Below are 19,325 nucleotides of genomic sequence, written 5' to 3' on the forward strand. Positions count from 1 at the left end.
TCCTTAAAAAAAAATCCCGGATGTCCGGGATTTTTTTTTAAGGTTGATTTAAACGCTATTTGATCATGATCTTTTCAATTCTCAATGCCTCGTTATTGCTTATTTTCAGGTAATAAATCCCCTTGCTCAGAGTTGAAAGATCGAGTTGAGTATTTCCGTTGATTTGCCGTTCCATAATGGTTTGTCCTTTTACATCCAGCACTTTTACATCAGCTATTAATGTTGTGACGATGTTGAACAAGCCCGTGGATGGGTTGGGATAAATTGAAAAATCATCGGGTTGGATATTGCCGGTTGCCAGTGAACCAACTTTCAATGTGTTGATGATGGATAATCCTCCGGTTTCAAATGTTCCGGTATTGAAAGAAGGATCGAAGGTTGCTGTAAGATCGGCTTGCTGGTCAGTGCCAGGTCTGTAGAGTCTGAGATCGAATGCGGCGCCTTCACTCATTCCGTCAATAACGGCGGTGGTGAAATCATCCCCGTAAGCGACCAATGCCAGGTTTCCTTCACTGCCGTCAAAATTAGCCATCCCCACGCAGGTTCCGGTTTGATTGAATACTCCGATCACATCACCCGCTTCAAGTTCGGCAAGGGCTGCAGAAGTAATGGAAATAATATGCGGATTCCCTGTATTGACGGCGTTATTCCATGGTGTAACATTCATTGTTGACGTTACTTCCTGTGGGATTCCGGCTTGTTTTCCAACGAACTCGAAAGTTGCCGGTTCAAGCAGCCTGATCAGGTAACCGATGCCGGGCTCGAGGGTTTCGAGTGTTGCAAGACCGCCCTGTGGCCAGTAAATCAACCCTTCCTGGATATTGAATGCAAATAGCAATGCATCTCCCACAGCGCCAAGCACGTCTTCTGCATCCACCGGCGCCGGACTGAGTACCGGCAGATAATGCAATCCGGCGGGGAATGATACAGCAGGTTCGGCTGGTCCGCCGAATACTTCGAGCAAAGCACCCTGGTTCATTTTAATCTTGTACCCTTCATAGGCGTTCCAGTCACCGAACATGTTTATGTTTTGCGGCGGCCAGTAGAACCCTCCAAAACGCAGGATGATCTCCATGTACTCCTCAATACCATCGAGCATAATTTCTACATCCGGATTTTCCGGCACAATGTAACTCGAAATTCCGAGCCAGCCGGCGGGGAGCTCAATTTGCTGGAATACTTCGCTGGTGAAGGTAATCTTGACTAACACCTCGCCGGACATGTTGCCGGCTATATCCTGGATAAAGCCAGTGTAGTGATAGGTACCAAAAGGATAAACGCCATTTACCCTCAGGTAATCATCTGGCTGGCCAAGCAGTTTCTGCAGTCCGTCAACCAGCATAAAAGGATAAACTTTTGGACCGGTGTCGTAACGGATGTAGAAGGTTGGCAATTCACCGTTGATAATCTGCCACATGATGGGTTCCCAAACCCCTGTGCAACCCTCAAATACTCCTTTGTTGGCCCAGAAGTTGAAGAAACCGGCCGGCACATTTTCCGGATCGAGATAGAATGGGAAATAGTCATTCATCAATGGAACATTTGTTTGGGTATTTTCTCCAAGATCGAGGTAGTAATATTCGATCAGGGCATCAAGACCCACGATGAATCCATCAGCAAGATTTCCATCTGCGGGTTCCCAGTTGGCTTTATCCGTCGATACAATCAGCTCAGCATCAATGAAGAAGGGGAATGGGGCTTCGGACTGGATCACTGTAACAACGACCTCCGGGTTCAAAGCATCCGGGGCTGTTATGGTGATGAAGGCCGTGCGCTCAAACCCTGAATTGTTTTCATCGAAGTTTACCGTAATCACAGCATCATTGTTACCACCCAACGGGTTAACCGTTAACCAGGGGTCAACCACTTCGATGGTCCAGTCGACGCCAATAAAGCCTGAGAAATCAAGATCAAATGCAGATGAACCTGCCAGATACCCTGCGTTGATGATATCCGGATTGGCTGACATGGTTGGTTTTCCGATTTCAAAATTTATGGCTTTTGCCTGCTGGGTTGTCTGGGCTGTGATTACACCCTGGAACAACCCTACCCCGTTCTTCCCGAATGAAGCCGGAGTAACAAGTGTACCCTGAACGGGCACAGAGCCTCCGGGAGGAATTGCTGCAATGAAGTTTGGAGTTATAGTAAAACTATTGGCAGGGATCACATTGCCAAACTCATCAGTAAGCGGAGAGGCAAAAAGGTCCACATTGAGCAACGGTGATTCGCCGCCGGTTTCAATTACATTAAAAGTGAAATTATAGGTCTGGCTGTACTCAAAGGGATTGTATCCAATTACATCCGGGTCAAGTTCCATAATGGGGATTTCGGCTGGCGGATTAACTATGATAACATTCAGTCCACCAATAGCATTGACAAATGAAGTGGCTGCTATGGTCCTGTAAGGATCAATGGTGATGAGGAAACACTCTTCATCGACCAGCACATCCTCCAGGTTGTAAACCCTGAAGCAAAGCTCAACTTCTTTAGCAGTCGGACACAGGTTCTTGATCTGCGTATTAAAATTACCGGCTGTTTCAAGTAGCTTATACCATTCCCAGAAATCTGCTCCGGTTTCGGTCCATTCTGCTCCGGCTATGTTGTTGTAGAAAGAGGTGCTGTTGATACCAGCCTCATTTCCCAATTCATCAGTGATGATGAATTCAAGGCAATCATCTTTGGTGAGATCCGAATCGAGCGAAATAGTAAACTGACTGCCAGGAGGTACTGTTCCGGTTTGCAAACAAAGCAGCGCTAGAGCGGTTTCCATTTTTGGGCCGCCATCTCCACCCCATCCGTTCCAGTAAAAATTTCCATTGCCGTCTATGATTCTCTGACCTTCGATGGCAGAGTACATGTAATCGTACCAGTTTCCACCTCCAAAGATGGTTTTGTTTCCTAATGCCATTGCTTTCGCAAAACCATATAGGTAGTAGTAATAGCCACCGCCGCTATATATCTGATTACTACCAATGCTGCCCGGATTTACCAATTGGGCCAGTGTGAAACCTCCAAGGTAGTTATAAAACTGATCCTTCAATGTGGAAGCTGCGGCGACACCATGGTCGGCAGCCAATACGGCGCCCCACGCTCCGGCGCAGGTCATCCCCTGCGGGCGGGTATTACAACCCTGGTACCCCACTCTGGAAGCATTTCCTGAGGTGCATTTCTGCCAGTTGAGGTAGCCGTAAATTTTATTCCAAATGTCCTTGTCTTCATAGTCAACAGCATCGAGGGCAAGATAGACCCACTGGTTAACAGACATGTCGCCGCCTGTTTCGCTTGTATTTCCTCTATTGTACCTCCAACTTACGCGTGTCCATGCTACATTGACATCCTGTGTGTAGTAATTTACCGCCAGCGCGATGGCATTTTCGATCGTAGTTTTGAATGCGCCTGAGATGTATCCCCCTCCGCTGAGTGGTGTTTTGAGGGCAAGGTGAAGTGCAAAAATTGACATGGCAGTTTCATATCCTCTTGAATCTCCTCCCCATCCATAAAATGCTCCGTGATGGTAACCGCCAGACAAATCCTGTGTCGAAAGAATGTAGTTAATGGCATTGGTCACCACAGTTCCATACACAGGGTCATCAATGTTATGCCCGTTTTGTAAAAATGCCTGAAGGCATAATGCTGTAATACCAGATCCGCCCCAGTTGCCCGGAGTTTTGCTGTCTAACGGCTCAATGCCATTAGGATCGATACTTGTTGTACCGATCAGTGTAAGATCTTTTGTTGTGCTCTGGACTGATGCCAGGTAGGCCAGCCCCTTTTCAATCAGGATATTTGATTTCTGTTCCTGGCCATAAATGGCAGTACTGAGAAACAATCCTGCGAAGATTAATGTTAGTAACTTGATTCTCATTTAAACCTCCATGTTTTGATTATTAATTAAATGATTGAACAGTGATTAATTCAAAAAGTAGCTTTTTCTTTTTTTAATGGTTGTGGACTCTGGTAATCCTGCAATTTCCTCGAGTGCAAGAATGCTGTAAGCGGTAACGAGCACAGGGTTATTTTCCCACCATCGCCCGTTTTCATTTACCCAAAATCCTTCAGGTGATTGGATTTTTAATAACTGGTTGGCCAATTCCTGCCGCCAGGCATGGGTTGTCTCAGCATTATCTGTAATGATTTCTTCACCATAGGCATTCAGTGATTTGGCCATGGTTTGATAGTAATAGAACAACCCCTGGTTCTTCATCAGAGGTGTTGTTTCGACCGTAAAATGCGATTTGATCCAGTTGTAGGCAGCCACCACACGTTCGTCATGTTTATCCACCTTTACGTAAACCAGACTTTTTAATCCGGCATATGTCATGCTGCCATAAGAACTTGTTCCCCCGGCTTTGCTGGCGCCGGGTTCATACATGAAACCTCCGTCGTCGACGGCGTAGGATTCCGGATTGACAGATTGTAAGTTTTGAACTTTGGAAAGAAATACCAAAGCTTTGTCATAAAAGAGCTTTTTACTTTGCATTCTAAGCAGTTCTTCATCAGAAAATTTCATCTCAGGGTCAATGGTTTTTACATCGTCCATCGACAGGGATTCGATTGCCCAGTGAAGGTTGGACAGATCAGGACGGTTGTCGCTGTCGTAACCCACGCCTCCGTAATAAAGGCTATCGCTAGTATAATCTTCACTTTCATCCATTTGTATGCCCATCAGAAACTTTTCAGCATTCAAAATGATGGTTTTAAATTCAGGATTATTGGCATCTTTGAATGCTGCCAGACAAATTGCCGTGTTATAGGCCGGCAAATCGTCGAGGTAAATCCCGCCATCGGGTTTTACGCAGGCTTTCAAAAATTTGAACCCATTATCAATTACCGGCTCATCGGTTGTAATGCTCGGATGAGCGCGTAAAAATGCGGAAAGCACAAGAGCTGAGATTGCCGGATAATGCTGCCATGAACCATCTTCTTCCTGCTGGTCATAGAGCCATTTCAAGCCAATCTTGATCGAATGATCTACCTCTTTTGCTAAAGAAAGATCAATTTTTGACGTCAAATCATCTTCAGGTCGGATAAAACCGTTGATGAAAATGAATAATGCGAGAAGTAATGTGAATCTTTTAAACATAGGCGGACAATTTATTTTGTAATGAGTTGAATGATCAGTTTTGATTCCTGTCCTTTTATTAATCCGGCAGAAGTATTTACGTAGAACAATTCATCATCAAATTTATCTGCATTGTTGAGTTCCATTAGTGCCAGCGGATCGTGGTAAGTTGCAATCATTGTCATTTCCGGATCGATAATCACATGCCCGCTCCTGTGCGTAACCGCCCCTCTGAAAAGCCAGCTGCACGATGGGATTGGTTTTTGTGTACGTTCATCGCGGATATAAAATTCAACAGGTTTTCGGGAGTTTTCTCCATTTACATCCAATTCAATAAAAATAAGCAGGCTATCTCCCGGCGTTTCAATAGTGAGGTAGGGGCTAAGGGGATCTTCATCTTTTGGATCTGCCGGTAATTCATTTACAGGGTCAAGCCCAAGCAATAACAGGGCAGTTTGAAATTCTAACGGGGTGACGTTTGTCTTTAGCAGACTTTCGTGTGTTTTCCCTTCAGGCCTGCATAAAACCACTTCTATCAATCCTGAATCCATGTTAACAGTACAGGGGAGTGTTACTGTTTTGGCCAGTGTATTGATCTCAATGTCTTTGAGCAAATAGGTATCTTCGCTGGTTTTCATCAGAATATCCTTTGGATTCTGACCATAGGATGGAAGAAAATGGAAAAATAACAGGAGGGTGAAAGTTATAAAAACAAAAACTGTGATTCTGTTGTCATTTCTCAAGTTCATAACTCTCAGGATTAAAATATTTGACAAAGGTCTGATAATATTTTTTTAATTGCAATAAAACCGGCAATTTTTTTATTAAATTTTTTTTCAACAAAAAAACAGTTGTTCGAATTAACCTAAATTTGTCACTCAAATTTTAATGAAATCCTGTGTTATGAACCTACATTTCTATAGTGCTCGTTTACTTTCGGTAATTATTGCTTTTGTCTGTATAGGGATAAATGTCAAACTTACCCATGCTCAGGAACAGTTTGAGGCGGCTGACACCCTGACTTCCATTTCTATCGACGGGGTGGTAATCATTGCCAATAGGTATGAGAACAAAATTATCAATTCCGGCGCCTCGGTGAGTTCACTGGGGGCGAAGGATATCAGGAGATTACCTGCAAACATGTTGTCAAATACGTTGAAGTTTATTCCGGGGGTTTATATGGTTTCCACCGATGGGATGGGGTTGACCCCTCAGGTGAATGTACGTGGTTTTTATGGAGGGGGTGAGGCAGAGTACCTCACTTTGCTCGTTGACGGGATTCCGGTGAATGACCTGGAAAACGGGCTTGCGAGTTGGAACGTGATGCCTTTGGCGAATCTGAGTTCCTTGGAAGTATTGAGGGGCGGATCATCAGCGCTGTATGGGGATGCAGCAATGGGCGGTGTTTTAAACCTGATCACCGACAAGCCGGATAAAAGCTTTACCAATGCTACTTTTGGATATGGAAACTTCAATAGCTTTAATATCGGGGTCAATCATGGCGGAAATGCAGGAAAAGGATTTTATGAATTATATGCCAACAATGAGGGCACCGACGGATTTCGCGAGCACAGCAACTGGAACTCGGTAACCTTTGGCGGAAAATTAAAATTATTCCTTGGAAGAAATTCAACACTGGCCATCAACTCCTTCAATCAACTGCTGCAAAATGATGACCCGGGGCCGGTCAGCGAAAGCCAGGCTGCATCTGACAGGTTGTTGTCAACTCCCTACTACAGAGAGGATGGAAAGGATTACAAAAAATTTTTACTGAATGCCGATTTTCGCCATAAAGTAAATCCTACAACAGACCTTAGCATTTCGATGATCTATCAGCACAAAAATTCGAAAGCAACAACCACCTACACTCAACCACCCGTAATTCTCGATATGTTCACTTTTACTCCGATTGGAGTTTATGACACCACACAGTTTGGAAATTCTAAAAACAGGGAACTGACCACCGACCAGGCCGGATTTGCCGTGAGACTGCTCACTTTTGACCCCCAGATCAATACTAGGATCACAGGTGGAATTGAAGTGGATTATGGTGGATTTGACAACAAGGTTTTTGATCACTACCAGGGGTTTGAAAACGATTATCAAAACAACTATCTGAAAGCTGAAAACCTGGAATTTGCCGGTGATGGTTTTCGCTTCAAATCAGCTGCTTACCTTAGCGGAGAACTTCCAATTTTCGATGACCTGAAGCTGATTGCGGGGTTGAGATATGATTTTATCTCAGATGCTTTTAGCAGCAATATTCCTGTTGCAGACACCTCTTTGGATAAATCTTACAATGCCCTCAGTCCAAAATTAGCCCTCAATCTGAGCACAGGTGAAACCACCAACTACAAAGGCAGCATCTTCGCCGGTTTCAGTCAGGCATTTAAAGCACCCACCATTGATCAGCGAACCGATTTGAAATCAATCAGCGCAGCCGTATTTTTCGAATCCGGCCCAACCTACAGCATGATGGTTATTGATGGAAATCCATATTCCAATGCTGACCTCAAGCCGCAGCGCAGTAATAATTATGAACTCGGAACCTACCAGTTTTACAGGTTTTCCGAAAAATTTGCCGCTGAAATAAGCCTGACCGGCTACCTGATTGATGTTGAAGATGAAATTGATTTTGACCTCAGCGAATTCAAATACCGGAACATTCAAAGCAGCCGGCATAACGGCCTTGAAACATCAGTGAATCTGTTGTACAAATCCAATTGGCGCGCATTGATCAACCTGAACTCCTCCGATGTAAAATTTGCTTCTGGCGAAAATGAAGGGAAGTACCTTAAAGGAATACCCCGGCTTTCCCACACTTTGGGTATAACCTATGCTCCTGATCAGGGTTTTGGGGCAGGTTTGTCGATGAATGGCGCTTCAGGTATTTTTCTCGATGATGAAAATACAACCAAACTTGATCCTTACTCGATCTTCAGCGCAAGACTTAATTACACGTTTGACTTTATTACAGTTTATTTTGATGTGGATAATCTGTTCGACAAAACCTACAATTCGACCGGCTACCTGTATTATGGAACAAAATACCTGTACCCAGCTGTTGGCCGGTTCGTCCGTGGTGGGTTAATAATCAACATTTAAAAACATTTTTTATGGTCAGAATCTTTAGTATTTTACTATTTGTTCTAATCAATACATCAGCCTTTTCCCAACAACTTTCCGGTCATGTTTTTGATGCAAAGATTGACCAGCCACTTTCAGATGTAAACATCACTGTAGAAGGTGAAAATATCGGCGCAAAATCTGATTCACTTGGGTTTTTCAGCATTGGCCAAATCGGTCCGGGGGATTATTTGTTGCGGGCCACGGCAGTCGGTTTTCTTGACTTCGAAAAAAGAATCGAATTGAAGCCGGATGCTGAATTAGAAATAAATATTTATCTCCAGCCCGTGAATATCAGGTTGGGTGATGAGGTAGTGATCAGTGCCCGGCGTATTGAATCACTGGAGTTTCAGGCCCCTGAAGCCATTACCGTGATTAACAATCAGACAATTTCCAATGAGTCTGCCCGAACTGTCCCTGAGGCGCTTTCCGGTGCTACCGCTGTTTTTATTCAAAAAACCAATCATGGTGGTGGTTCACCTTTTGTCAGGGGTTTGACCGGAAATCAAACGCTGACAATGGTAGATGGCGTCCGTCTGAATAACGCTACTTTCAGGTACGGTCCCAACCAGTACCTTGCCACAGTTGACCCATACGTGGCCGATCGCATCGAAATTGTAAGGGGAAGCGGTTCAGTTTTATATGGTAGTGATGCGCTGGGTGGTGTGGTGCATCTGTTCACCCGAAACCCAACCTTCCGGCAAAAGGGATTTAAAATCGGGGGTAATATTTACGGGAAATGGATAAGTGATGATATGGAGAAAACAACAAGGGGAGAGTTGGAACTTGCCGGTAAAAAGGTTACATTTTTGGGTGGGATTACCTACAATGATTTTGGAGATATTGTAGCAGGAGAGGGCATTGGTGAAGAGCATCCAACCGGATACTCGGGAATCTCAGGGGATGGTAAATTCAGAATGATGCTCGACAGGCAAAAGGAGTTGGTGATGGTTTATCAATATTCCAAGCAGGAAGATGTTCCCCGGTATGATAAAATTATTACCGGATACGAGAAGTACCATTTTGATCCGCAAATAAGGCAGTTGGGGTATTTGCAGCTGAAAACCATCAATGAAAACAAATGGATAAAAAAAATAAATTACCTGATTTCATATGGTCAATCCGATGAAACCCGGTTGCTGAAAAAGGAAGGACAAGAAAAAATCACCACCGAACAGGATGTTGTAGATACTTTTGGCGGTTCAGTCGAAATTAGTTCAGCACCGTCAGATACATGGAATTTTACGTCAGGAGTGGATTTTTATTACGACAAAGTAGGAAGCAGTAAAATTGAAAATCAAAATGGAAACATTACCGAAAAACGGGGTTATTATCCCGATGGGTCAACCTCTGCAAGTTTTGCCCTCTTTTCGTCCCATGCAATAACGTTGAACAAATTTATCCTGACTCTTGGAGCCAGGGTCAATGCTAATCAGATATCTGTGGAGGACGCTGTTTTTGGCGATGTTGACAGCCGTCCGGTTGCTCTGGTTGGTAATGCATCGGTGGCTTATAAATTAACAGAAAATTACCAGTTGATCGGTTCTGCTTATTCGGCTTTCCGGGCGCCAAACATCAATGATTTAAGCAGTTTTGGCTCCTTCAATTATGGCATTGAAGTTCCAAACCCCGATCTGGATCCCGAAGAATCCTTTACTGCCGAAATGGGACTGAAAAGCCGGTATGAGCGATTTACCGGGGCCATATTTATTTTTCAGAACAACCTGAACAACCTGATCGAAAGGGCGCCCGCAACCTGGAACGGCCAGGATTCGATCGATGGTGAAAAGGTGTATCGTAAGGAAAACTTCGCAAAAGCATACATCAGGGGGATCGAAGTAAATGGGCAATACGAGGTAACTGCCGGGCTGATGGCCTCAGGGAATATGACCTATACTTATGGACAAAATAAGACACTCGATGAGCCGATGACAAGGATTCCCCCGCTATTTGGGCGCATTGGAATCCGATACAGTCATCATTCGGGATTTTGGAGCCTGCTTGAACTGCTTTCCGCCGGAAAGCAGGATCGCCTTTCGGAGGGGGATAAAAACGATTCCCGGATCCCTGATGGGGGCACTCCTGGATGGAATGTGCTTAATCTCAGGTTTGGTTACCAGTGGAAATTTGCAGAAATTACAGCAGGCCTGAATAACATGTTCAACGAAGCTTTCCGCACCCACGGGTCAGGTGTTGATGGCTATGGAAGAAGCTTTTGGATTGGGTTGAAAATTGGTTTTTAAGTTCCTATATTTGTCCACGTAATTGAAAAACCCTTTGGGAATTATCAAATTGTAGCTTTGCGGCTCTCTGCGTAAAAACTCTGCAATCCTCTGCGGTTCAACCTCTTTTTACTGCAGAGATACGCAAAGAAGACGCAAAGAACCGCAGAGTAAAAACTTTTTCCAGTTCAGAGAAAAGTCTTTTATGGATTAGTAGGCAGCCTGACCGGACGGTTAGGTAAAGATTCATCAGTGTAAGCAATCGAGTTAGTTTTACTAACTAGTGCCCGCCAGAAAACTCCCTAAAATAGATTTTCAACGATTTATTTACCCCACCCTTCCCAAGGGGATCCCTACGGGAAAAGGGAGTAAATCGTTGAAAATCAATGCTCCCGGAATTTATCCCGAGACTTCGGGAGGGCTGGGGCATTCATTGATTTTCAACATTAAGAGTTTTCTGGCGGGCACTAACTAAACACCTACCGTGTCAGACTGGTCTCATAAACCCGCTCATTACCTCTTGTATCTTTTACCGATAGCCTGAATTGATTTTTGCCCTTTTTGGTATGTTCATCAATTTTGTATTCCAGTAAATTGTTTTTTGGGTCCCATTCCATTAGGATCCAGTTTCCGTTCATGGTTGCTCGGTAAGATTCGATGCCAGCCAGGTCATCTTTAATCGTGATACGGATATTGCTCTGCGCAGAAATGTTTTTGCCATTCTGGATATTGACCGGTGTGATGGTTGGTTTCAAGGTGTCGGCAACTACTGTATAATTTCCGAAATCCCTGATTTTTGCCGTGATGTAATCATCATCCCAGCTACCTCCGATGGCTGTGAGGCTATTGTCAGCCGGGTCAACACGTACAATCAGTAACTTCTCCTTGAGTTCTGGCCTGAACTTTTCCGGTTTAATGTAGAGATCACAAAACTTGTGGAGCGGGGTGTATTTATTGTGAAGGTGATAAAGCGGTGAATAGCCTTTTTTGATTGGCGGGCTGGTTTTGAATTGAAAATGAATTGTGTCATAGAGCGCTTTTTCCGGTATTTCGAGGAGCAATCCATCCTGTTCAAACTGATTGGATTCTCCCCAATACATCAAATAATCAGACTGGTCAGGTGGTTTAATTTCGCCTTTAAAAGGGTCTCCTTTTACATGAAACGTAAGGATGGACTCATTTCCATGAAAATCGCCCACAACGAACTGTATCCTGTAGAGTTTTGAATGGTTGAAGTTGAAGACCCCTTTGTTTTTCACTTTTTCGTAAATTGACAGGGGATTGTTTGGCAGAATACGTGTTTGTTGAATTTTGTGTTTGTTCCTCACAAAATAGGGATAATCAATCAGGCTTTGCATATAACGGGTTTCGTCAAACGAGAACTCGTTCATGACATGACTGTAAACCAGCACTGAATCAATCAGTAGTTGAAGCGAGTAAAAGCCGTTGTTGTATTTGGAGTCGTTGTGCTGATCCACTGCTTCAATGCCAAAATAGATATCCCCCGAAAGATTGATGGTGTCGCCTGATTTCATCCGGTAATTCGGTCCCCATCCCGCCAGTTCGAACTCTTTCGGTTTGGTTTTACCATCTACCAAAGATGCTGCGCCATAGGGATAAACCCTTAATCTTCGTATCTGGGGGCGTGTAAAGTCCTTTACTGTAAATCCAAAATGCAACGGATTAATCGGTTTTTCTGTTTCAGTATTTCTGATTTCAAAATGTAAGTGCGGTCCTCCTGAACTTCCAGAATTCCCCGATTTGGCAATAACCTGACCTTTTGTTACCTGAAATTGTCCGGGTTCAGGAAGGAGATCAATTGTAAAGGATTCTTCCAGGTACTGTTCTTCTTTTACATAGGTATCAACAGCAGGATAAAAGCTCTGGCAATGGGCATATACTGAAGTGTATCCGTTCGGATGATCGATATAAATCGCTTTTCCAAATCCAACAGGTGAAACAACAATTCTTGAAACATAACCGTCGGCCACTGCTTTTAATGATTTCCCCTCTGCACCCTGGGTGCGGATGTCAATTCCTGAGTGCAGATGACCGGTGCGAAGTTCGCCGAATGTTCCAGACAGTAAAATCGGAAAGTCAACCGGGGAATCAAAATAGTCAATCGGGTACTTTTCCTGAGCGGTAATTTGTAAGGATACGGCCAGGAGGATCAGCAGAACTGCTGAGGTTAGTCTGTTCATCGGTTTAAAATGGAATTACACGTGATAAATGGTTCATATCGACAATGATTTCATCAGCAGACGGGAAAGTGCCAGAGTGTTTATCCAGGTTAAAAAACACGGTTTGTAATCCGGCTTTTTTTGCCCCAGCAATGTCTTTTTCATACATATTGCCTATCATCACGCATTTTCCAGGTATAAGGTCCAGTTTTTGGGTGATGGCCAGGAAAAAACGGGGATCAGGCTTTTTGTGTCCAAGATCGATGGCTGCAAAGAAATGGCTGAAATATTTTTCTGCACCTACGCGCTCCAGTGCTGCTTTCATCTCTTCAACCCCCGAATGATCGGCGCTTGTGGCGATAATACAGGGATAAGCCAGGGATAGAATCTTTAAAGCCTCTTCAGCACCAGGAATCCAGGCCACCTTCTCCCAACTATACATTGGTCCGGGTAAGCCAAAGTCCTGCATAATAGTATCGCCCCAGTCGAAAATAAGTGTGGTAATCGGTTTCTTGATCGGCATATTAATGAGAAGATGAAAAGTAAAGAAGTCCGCTTTTCAATGAGTTTTTAATTTTTTTCCACTTTAAAACGAATGGATGATCGTCAGAAACTCATCGGCTTTTAATGAAGCGCCTCCCACCAGTCCACCATCAACATCCTGCTGAGAGAAGAGTTCACGGGCGTTTTTGGCATTCACGGAGCCACCATATAGGATTGTTGTGTTTTGGGCAGCCGGAGCTCCATACTTTTCGGCAAGTAAATTCCGGATAAATGCATGCATTTCCTGTGCCTGCTCCGGCGATGCTGTCACCCCGGTACCAATAGCCCACACGGGTTCATAAGCAATCACAACCTTGGCAAATGACTCCGGATCAAGGTGAAACAATGATTCGGCTATTTGCCTTTTTACCAGGTCGAAATGGCCGTTCTTCTCCCTGATTTCCAATTTTTCACCACAACAAAAAATGGGGATCAACCCATATTTCAGGGTGAGGTCAACTTTTTTTGCCAATGTCGCATGGCTTTCGGCAAAATACTCCCTCCGTTCGGAGTGCCCAATAATCACATAGTCAGCGCCGGTGGATCTGATCATCGGCGCACTGATTTCACCGGTGAAAGCGCCTTTCTCTTCCTTGTAGCAGTTTTGGGCTGATACTTTTATCTGTGGGTGGTTTTTTGTCAGGTTGACGGCGCTTTCAAGGGTTACAAACGGAGTCCCGAGTACCACAAGCATTTCTTCGGGGGTTTGCTTTGGCGGGTTTTCTTCAATTCCATTGATGAGCGCTGAAATCAGTTGTTTGCCTTCTTCAAGGGTGGTGTGCATTTTCCAGTTGCCGGCTGCTATTTTTTTTCTCATTTTAGGTGCTGTTTAGATTAAATATTTGCCGGCAAAAATAGCGAAAGCACGAGAATGGGGGATGGGAATGGAATATTATTGATTTACCGGCTATCAGGTTATTGAGCAGAGGAATTAAACCTCAAAAGTTTTTCCCATTCAATTTGACCCTTGTCGTTGCAGTAATCATTGGCAAAAGCCCTGGAAAACTTATTGATCATCTGGGTATAGGCGATCAGAAAATCTTCATCTTTTTCTTTGGCTTTATGACCGAGCGGTTCAATCAAATCAAGATAGAGTTCAGGGTTTCCTGAGATGAACTCCCAGAAACGCTGTCCGCAATATTTGAAATAATCTCCTTTGTCAGGGTTGTTGTCGCGTCCATAGCAACAGCCGTTGATCGCTGCAATGTTTAAATTTGAGTTGCTTGTTCTGAGGGTCTTTTTTGCTGTTTTGAAATCGGCAATCATCTTTTTGATTTGAGCACTGTTTCCCCAGTTTGGCCCTGATTTGATCGTAACAATATTGCGAATGCCATCCTTGTCGAACTCAAGGTCAATTCCGGGAATACCTGATTTGTAGCCTCCATAAACTTTTGAGTTTACGAAAATGGCAAGGCCTTCGAGCCAGTCACCAAAAATTGTTTCTTCATTTGATGAAATATGGGCATCTACAAGTCCTCTGATAATTTGCTCTGAAGTCAAAACATGTTTTGCCTTAAACAAATAGGGATTTTTGCGCTTTAAAACACTTGCAAGTTTAAGACTGTTAATACTTTCAATACGCTTATTATGAAAAGTGCCGATGTGCTGCTCAACATATTGAGTAACTTCAGGTATAGATATTTTTTTCATCGTTGATTACTTCATCTTGGTGAGGAATTGATGGCGTAGTTAAATATGGATGCCTTGGTTCAAAAAGAATAAGTTCCGGTTGAGTAAGTTGACTCTTAACCATTTGATAATATTCAGGAACGATTTCAATACCAATCGAATTTCTATGCATTCTCTTTGCAACAAAAAGGGTTGTGCCTGAACCTGCGAAAGGATCAAGAACAGTGTCATCTACTTTTGTAAAAAGTTTGATAAACCATTCAGGAAGTCCTTCGGGGAATGCAGCACTATGGTTTTTATTGTTGCATTCGGTGGCCAAGTGTAGAACGTTTGTTGGATATGCCAGTTCTCTATCTAACCAGTTGGAAATATTTTTACCAAATCCACTACCAACCTTTGAATTGTCACGAATTTTATCTGTTTCCGACAACTTTTTTAGCCTTGACTTAGCCCAGTCACCCATTGGTACCATAACTTCTTCCTGGTACATGTTAAACTGCTTGCTTTTGTTAAATTGAAGCAATCGTTCCCAGGAATCCCTGAAACGATTTGGCCATTTTCCGGGATAGGAATTTTTTTTGTGCCAGATAAATTCTTCAGTCCATAACCATCCTTGTTTCCGCATTGAGAGTATGAGTTCAATTACATAGGTACTCCTTTCTCCATCAACAACCTTTTCTTTTATGTTCAAAATAAAGGTTCCGGAAGGTTTTAGCACTCTTAGTAAATGTTCGGTAATTGGCAGAAACCAATCCACGTAATTATCCGGATGAATACCACCATATGTATTCTTACGCTGATCAGCGTAGGGTGGGGAAGTCACAATTAGATCCACGGAATTATCGGGGATCTTGGGCAATATTTTTCTACAATCCCCAAAGTGTATGTCTGTATTTATTTTCATCAACTTGTTTAGAATAGTAACCGCAAATGTAGTTTGATTTGTTCAAATTGTGAATAACTGTTTGTAAAAAAGTGGAGCAAAACAGATTATTATTTCGGATTGTGGATCAGATTGAAAACCCTTCATTACAATTACCAAAGAATTTGTTGAAAAGTCAAAAAAAACTATTGAAAATCAGTTATACTCAAATTTTTAGGATTGTGCTGATTTTCAATAGTTAATCAGTAAATTGAATGCTACTTTATATTCTCACTCTCCGGCAGGCCGTATTCCTCAATCATGCGGATGTTGAGGTCTTCGAGACGGTCGAGGATGGGATTGTAGATTTCGGGAATTACCGGGATATGCACGCCACGGGCATGGATCTTGTTTTCGAGAATCATTTCCACGCCGACGGCTGCCGGCAGCGCAACGGTGCGGGCGATTGCAGTGTCGGTGGCCGGCGTTCCGAAATCGAGCATTCGCGATTTGATCACCTCTTTTGACCCGTCAGGGTAGGCAGCGAGGAAAGTGTGCTGCATCACCACCATGTCGCGTTCGTGTTCACCCAGCATCATTTTGCTGATCATCAGGTCGGAAGTGATTTCGTAAGGGGTGTCTTTTCCACGTCCCATGGTCTTTTCGTCAAACAGCCCGAGCCATTCCATGGCATCAAAGGCATAACTGCCGGGAGGGAGGTTAAGGTAAGCAGCGGCTTTTTTGCGGATGTCCGACGGGTCAGTTTCGCCGATCAGGGTGGCAACAAAACCGGCATAGCTTTTTCCGGTAAAGTCGTATTCATCACTGGTGATCAGGTGAAGTCGTTTCATGGCGTCGAGAGTCTGGCACCAACCGGGAAATCTGAATGTTCCCCTGAAAATGGTTTTGGTTTCGGGTATGCCATAGAGTTCGATGTAGGGAATGGAGTCACGGTTGGGATAAACCTCCAGCCTCCCAACTTCCGGAAAGTCGACGCTGAAAGGGTTTTTGAATAAGTCAATCGGCTCAACATAAGTCTCTTCACCGCGTCTGAGGAAGTGCCCGTCGTTATTTCCAGCCATCACCACACCTTTCGGACTCCATGAGAATTTGTAATTGAATGGATTATCACAGGCATCTGGCGCCGGCAAGGCGCCGCAAAGTGAGTAAAACTCTTCAATTTTTCCCTGCTTGTTGTGAACGTAGTCAATAATGCGCATGGCCGACATGTGGTCGATACCCGGGTCGAGGCCAAGTTCGTTGAGGATGATGATGCCGGCGGCTTTAGCCTTCTCGTCCAGCGCTTTCATTGGAGGCTTGACATAGGATGTGGTCACCATGTTTTTTTTGTGGGTAATGCATATTTCAGCAACCATAACGTGATGAACCCAGGGAAGGAGGCTTACGGTCAGGTCATGGTTTTTTACCATTTCGCTGAGGGTTGACTCATCTTCCACAGTCCAGGCAACAGCCGATCCATTTTTATGATCACCGATCATTGCTTCGGCTTTGGATTTTGTACGTGTAGCAACAGTTACATGGTAGCCATGTTCGAGTAAGTAGGTTACGATAGGCTTAACCACAAGCCCGGCGCCTAAAATCAATACTTTGTTCATTGAAAATGATGTTTTTGGAATTTATTTAAAGTGAATTCTTTCTTTTCAGGTGTTCCAGAATATATTTGTAATCCGGTGTGAGTTCTCCCTGGTGAAGGATCATGGCCCGTTTAATTTCCGGCGGTAGGTCAATATTTTCAAATGGAGCATTGTAGTCAGCCTGAACAATAGCCGGTACAAACTCAATCAGCGCATCCCCGAAACCTTCGGATGAATCGCGAGGAAGTTCGCTTGGTAAAATATCCACTGCCATAACAAGTATGCCTTCCCCTTCGAATCCCATCGTTGATTTCTGTTTGACCGGGTTGTAAACAAACACAGGATCTTCGATTTCTGTTCCTTTATGGGTAAACTCAATAGAGCCATCCGGATCGCAGGTAACATCGCCAATCACTTTCAGTTTCAATTCGCCCTGATGGAAAAGCTTTTCAATGGCCTCTTTGGTAACAATTCTCGGGTAACGTGTGTCCCAATACATGCAGTTCATTAACATTGTGAGATGAGGCAGGTACTTTTCGAACTGACTTTGGTATTTTTCAGGATGGTTGTAATAGTCTTGCAAAATAAAAGGTAGCCCTGATTCAATGGGTTCAGACAGATCGCCTTCGTTGAAAATAATTTTATAGACCAGCCTGTTCGAATAATTTCTTTTCGCTTGAAGGTTCAATAATTCTTCCGGAGTTATTTCGACGGCAGGTAACAGGTTGGCAATGTGTTGGGCGCCTTTACTGACATTTCCGTTGCCGGTGAACCCAATTGTGAAAGGCGCCATTTCATCCGGTACACCGTGTGCCCGGATGAGTTCGCCTAATTCTTTTACGGCTTGCTCTGCATCGGCCAACGAATGGTATTTGTGCGACTGCTTAATCCGGGAAAACGGGGTTTTCTTGCCGAGCACCTTCATTCGTTCACCATATGACCACAACGAATTGATCATACCGGCCAAACCTGCATATTTCCCAAAAAAGATAAGGCGTTTGCCTTCATCATCTGTAATTTTTTCGTAGTCGATCAGGTTGCACTTTTTTTCCATCATTGCTGCCAGCATCGGCATATTGTAAGGCTGACCCTTAATTACATGTGAAAAGAAAACATAGGTTTTACCTTCTTCGAACCATGAAACAGGGATTTCTTTTACGCCGAAGATCACCGCAATCTCGGCGAGATTTTCTGTAATTACAGCTCCAGCCCTTTTAAATTCCGATTCTGTGAAAATGCGCTTGGCTGAGCGTTCAACATACACTTCCAATCCTTGTTCAGTCAACTTCTTTACATGCCGGGGTGGCAATGCTGTTCTGCGTTCCATCAGGTACTTGTCTTCGTGCCTGATTCCAATTTTTTTGTTCATTCCAACAATCCTTCGTTTTAATTTCAGGCTGCAAACTTACGAAAAGCACCTTTGATGAGATGACATTTAGCGTAAATTAAATACGGTTTAAATAATGTTGAATCAGAATAGGGCCAATTCTCAATAAATTTGTCTATCATTTATTTATCAACAAATGTTCAAAAAAAAATGAATTGCCTAAGTGTGAATTAACGAATAAAATTATATTTGCAATCCTTTTGCCTATTATGGATAAATAGGCTTAGATTTTAGTTCATTGATTTATAAATAATTCTGATTTTTAGGCCGTTGTATTTTTAAATAAGTAATGAGTTACCATTATAGCCTAATTATCAAGGATTAATTTTATGTTCATTTTCAACGGATGACAACATAATCTGCTAAAAATATCAGGTTTTTGCCGATTGTTTTATTAGGTAATGTGATTAGTCATCGTGTTTTGTGTTTTTTTAACGCTAATTTCGAATGAATTTGTTTGCATTTATTGTAATTTTACCCGGTTCTTTAAGAAATGAAATGTTACATCTCTTGATTAATTATTGTTCATGCATTTTACATAATGCATCTTTGTTCATATTTTCATTGCCAGTAGTGATTTTTATCACATTCATGGCTGTTGGCTGTCAAAATCGAATGATTTTGGATGGTTTAAATTTGCCTGATACTGAAGAATTCCCTAACTTTTTTAGGGTTCCGGTTGCAAAGAATCTGAGCAGATTTGGTTTTTTCTTCCCCAT

At 43.3% G+C, this 19,325-nt stretch carries 12 protein-coding genes; 2 read left to right on the forward strand and 10 right to left on the reverse strand.

Annotated elements, in window-relative coordinates:
• Window positions 1-55: 55 nt before the first annotated feature.
• The 3 genes from IH598_13350 to IH598_13360 are packed head-to-tail and all read right to left on the reverse strand — an operon-like array spanning window position 56 to window position 5,811.
• On the reverse strand, window positions 56-3,865 hold the full coding sequence (locus IH598_13350; GenBank protein MBE0639497.1) for a T9SS type A sorting domain-containing protein: 3,810 nt from the start codon (window positions 3,863-3,865) through the stop codon (window positions 56-58).
• Window positions 3,866-3,910: 45 nt separating this feature from the next.
• Window positions 3,911-5,083 (reverse strand): terpene cyclase/mutase family protein, encoded by a 1,173-nt coding sequence (locus IH598_13355; GenBank protein MBE0639498.1) that lies wholly within the window; start codon window positions 5,081-5,083, stop codon window positions 3,911-3,913.
• A gap of 11 nt (window positions 5,084-5,094) precedes the next feature.
• Window positions 5,095-5,811, reverse strand: coding sequence for a hypothetical protein (locus IH598_13360; GenBank protein MBE0639499.1), 717 nt, complete (start codon window positions 5,809-5,811; stop codon window positions 5,095-5,097).
• Window positions 5,812-5,965: 154 nt separating this feature from the next.
• Between IH598_13360 and IH598_13365 the strand changes: the two genes are divergently transcribed.
• Complete coding sequence (locus IH598_13365) at window positions 5,966-8,167, forward strand: TonB-dependent receptor (protein ID MBE0639500.1); 2,202 nt, start codon at window positions 5,966-5,968, stop codon at window positions 8,165-8,167.
• Between the two features lie 11 nt (window positions 8,168-8,178).
• A complete protein-coding gene (locus IH598_13370; GenBank protein MBE0639501.1) occupies window positions 8,179-10,431 on the forward strand; it encodes a TonB-dependent receptor in 2,253 nt (750 codons plus the stop codon).
• 458 nt (window positions 10,432-10,889) lie between these two features.
• Here IH598_13370 and IH598_13375 read toward each other — a convergent pair whose 3' ends face one another.
• From IH598_13375 to IH598_13405, 7 genes are all read right to left on the reverse strand, one after another.
• Window positions 10,890-12,611 (reverse strand): M23 family metallopeptidase, encoded by a 1,722-nt coding sequence (locus IH598_13375; protein MBE0639502.1) that lies wholly within the window; start codon window positions 12,609-12,611, stop codon window positions 10,890-10,892.
• A gap of 4 nt (window positions 12,612-12,615) precedes the next feature.
• Complete coding sequence (locus IH598_13380) at window positions 12,616-13,113, reverse strand: HAD family hydrolase (GenBank protein ID MBE0639503.1); 498 nt, start codon at window positions 13,111-13,113, stop codon at window positions 12,616-12,618.
• Between the two features lie 63 nt (window positions 13,114-13,176).
• Complete coding sequence (locus tag IH598_13385; protein ID MBE0639504.1) at window positions 13,177-13,950, reverse strand: triose-phosphate isomerase; 774 nt, start codon at window positions 13,948-13,950, stop codon at window positions 13,177-13,179.
• Window positions 13,951-14,048: 98 nt separating this feature from the next.
• A complete protein-coding gene (locus IH598_13390; protein ID MBE0639505.1) occupies window positions 14,049-14,783 on the reverse strand; it encodes a cytosolic protein in 735 nt (244 codons plus the stop codon).
• Entirely contained in the window at window positions 14,761-15,666 is a 906-nt protein-coding gene (locus IH598_13395; protein ID MBE0639506.1) for a site-specific DNA-methyltransferase, read from the reverse strand. Before IH598_13395 ends, IH598_13390 begins: the two co-directional genes overlap by 23 nt.
• A gap of 236 nt (window positions 15,667-15,902) precedes the next feature.
• Window positions 15,903-17,240 carry a saccharopine dehydrogenase NADP-binding domain-containing protein gene (locus IH598_13400; GenBank protein ID MBE0639507.1) on the reverse strand — a complete coding sequence of 446 codons (1,338 nt, stop codon included), beginning with the start codon at window positions 17,238-17,240 and terminating at the stop codon, window positions 15,903-15,905.
• Window positions 17,241-17,265: 25 nt separating this feature from the next.
• Window positions 17,266-18,588, reverse strand: coding sequence for a hypothetical protein (locus IH598_13405; GenBank protein ID MBE0639508.1), 1,323 nt, complete (start codon window positions 18,586-18,588; stop codon window positions 17,266-17,268).
• Window positions 18,589-19,325 lie beyond the last annotated feature (737 nt).

The organism is Bacteroidales bacterium, from assembly GCA_014860585.1.
Lineage (GTDB): Bacteria > Bacteroidota > Bacteroidia > Bacteroidales > 4484-276 > RZYY01.

Bases quoted from the DNA above. Each gene is read 5' to 3' on its own strand.
- IH598_13350 (MBE0639497.1), bottom strand. From the start codon at position 3,865: ATGAGAATCAAGTTACTAACATTAATCTTCGCAGGATTGTTTCTCAGT.
- IH598_13355 (MBE0639498.1), bottom strand. From the start codon at position 5,083: ATGTTTAAAAGATTCACATTACTTCTCGCATTATTCATTTTCATCAAC.
- IH598_13360 (MBE0639499.1), bottom strand. From the start codon at position 5,811: ATGAACTTGAGAAATGACAACAGAATCACAGTTTTTGTTTTTATAACT.
- IH598_13365 (MBE0639500.1), top strand. From the start codon at position 5,966: ATGAACCTACATTTCTATAGTGCTCGTTTACTTTCGGTAATTATTGCT.
- IH598_13370 (MBE0639501.1), top strand. From the start codon at position 8,179: ATGGTCAGAATCTTTAGTATTTTACTATTTGTTCTAATCAATACATCA.
- IH598_13375 (MBE0639502.1), bottom strand. From the start codon at position 12,611: ATGAACAGACTAACCTCAGCAGTTCTGCTGATCCTCCTGGCCGTATCC.
- IH598_13380 (MBE0639503.1), bottom strand. From the start codon at position 13,113: ATGCCGATCAAGAAACCGATTACCACACTTATTTTCGACTGGGGCGAT.
- IH598_13385 (MBE0639504.1), bottom strand. From the start codon at position 13,950: ATGAGAAAAAAAATAGCAGCCGGCAACTGGAAAATGCACACCACCCTT.
- IH598_13390 (MBE0639505.1), bottom strand. From the start codon at position 14,783: ATGAAAAAAATATCTATACCTGAAGTTACTCAATATGTTGAGCAGCAC.
- IH598_13395 (MBE0639506.1), bottom strand. From the start codon at position 15,666: ATGAAAATAAATACAGACATACACTTTGGGGATTGTAGAAAAATATTG.
- IH598_13400 (MBE0639507.1), bottom strand. From the start codon at position 17,240: ATGAACAAAGTATTGATTTTAGGCGCCGGGCTTGTGGTTAAGCCTATC.
- IH598_13405 (MBE0639508.1), bottom strand. From the start codon at position 18,588: ATGAACAAAAAAATTGGAATCAGGCACGAAGACAAGTACCTGATGGAA.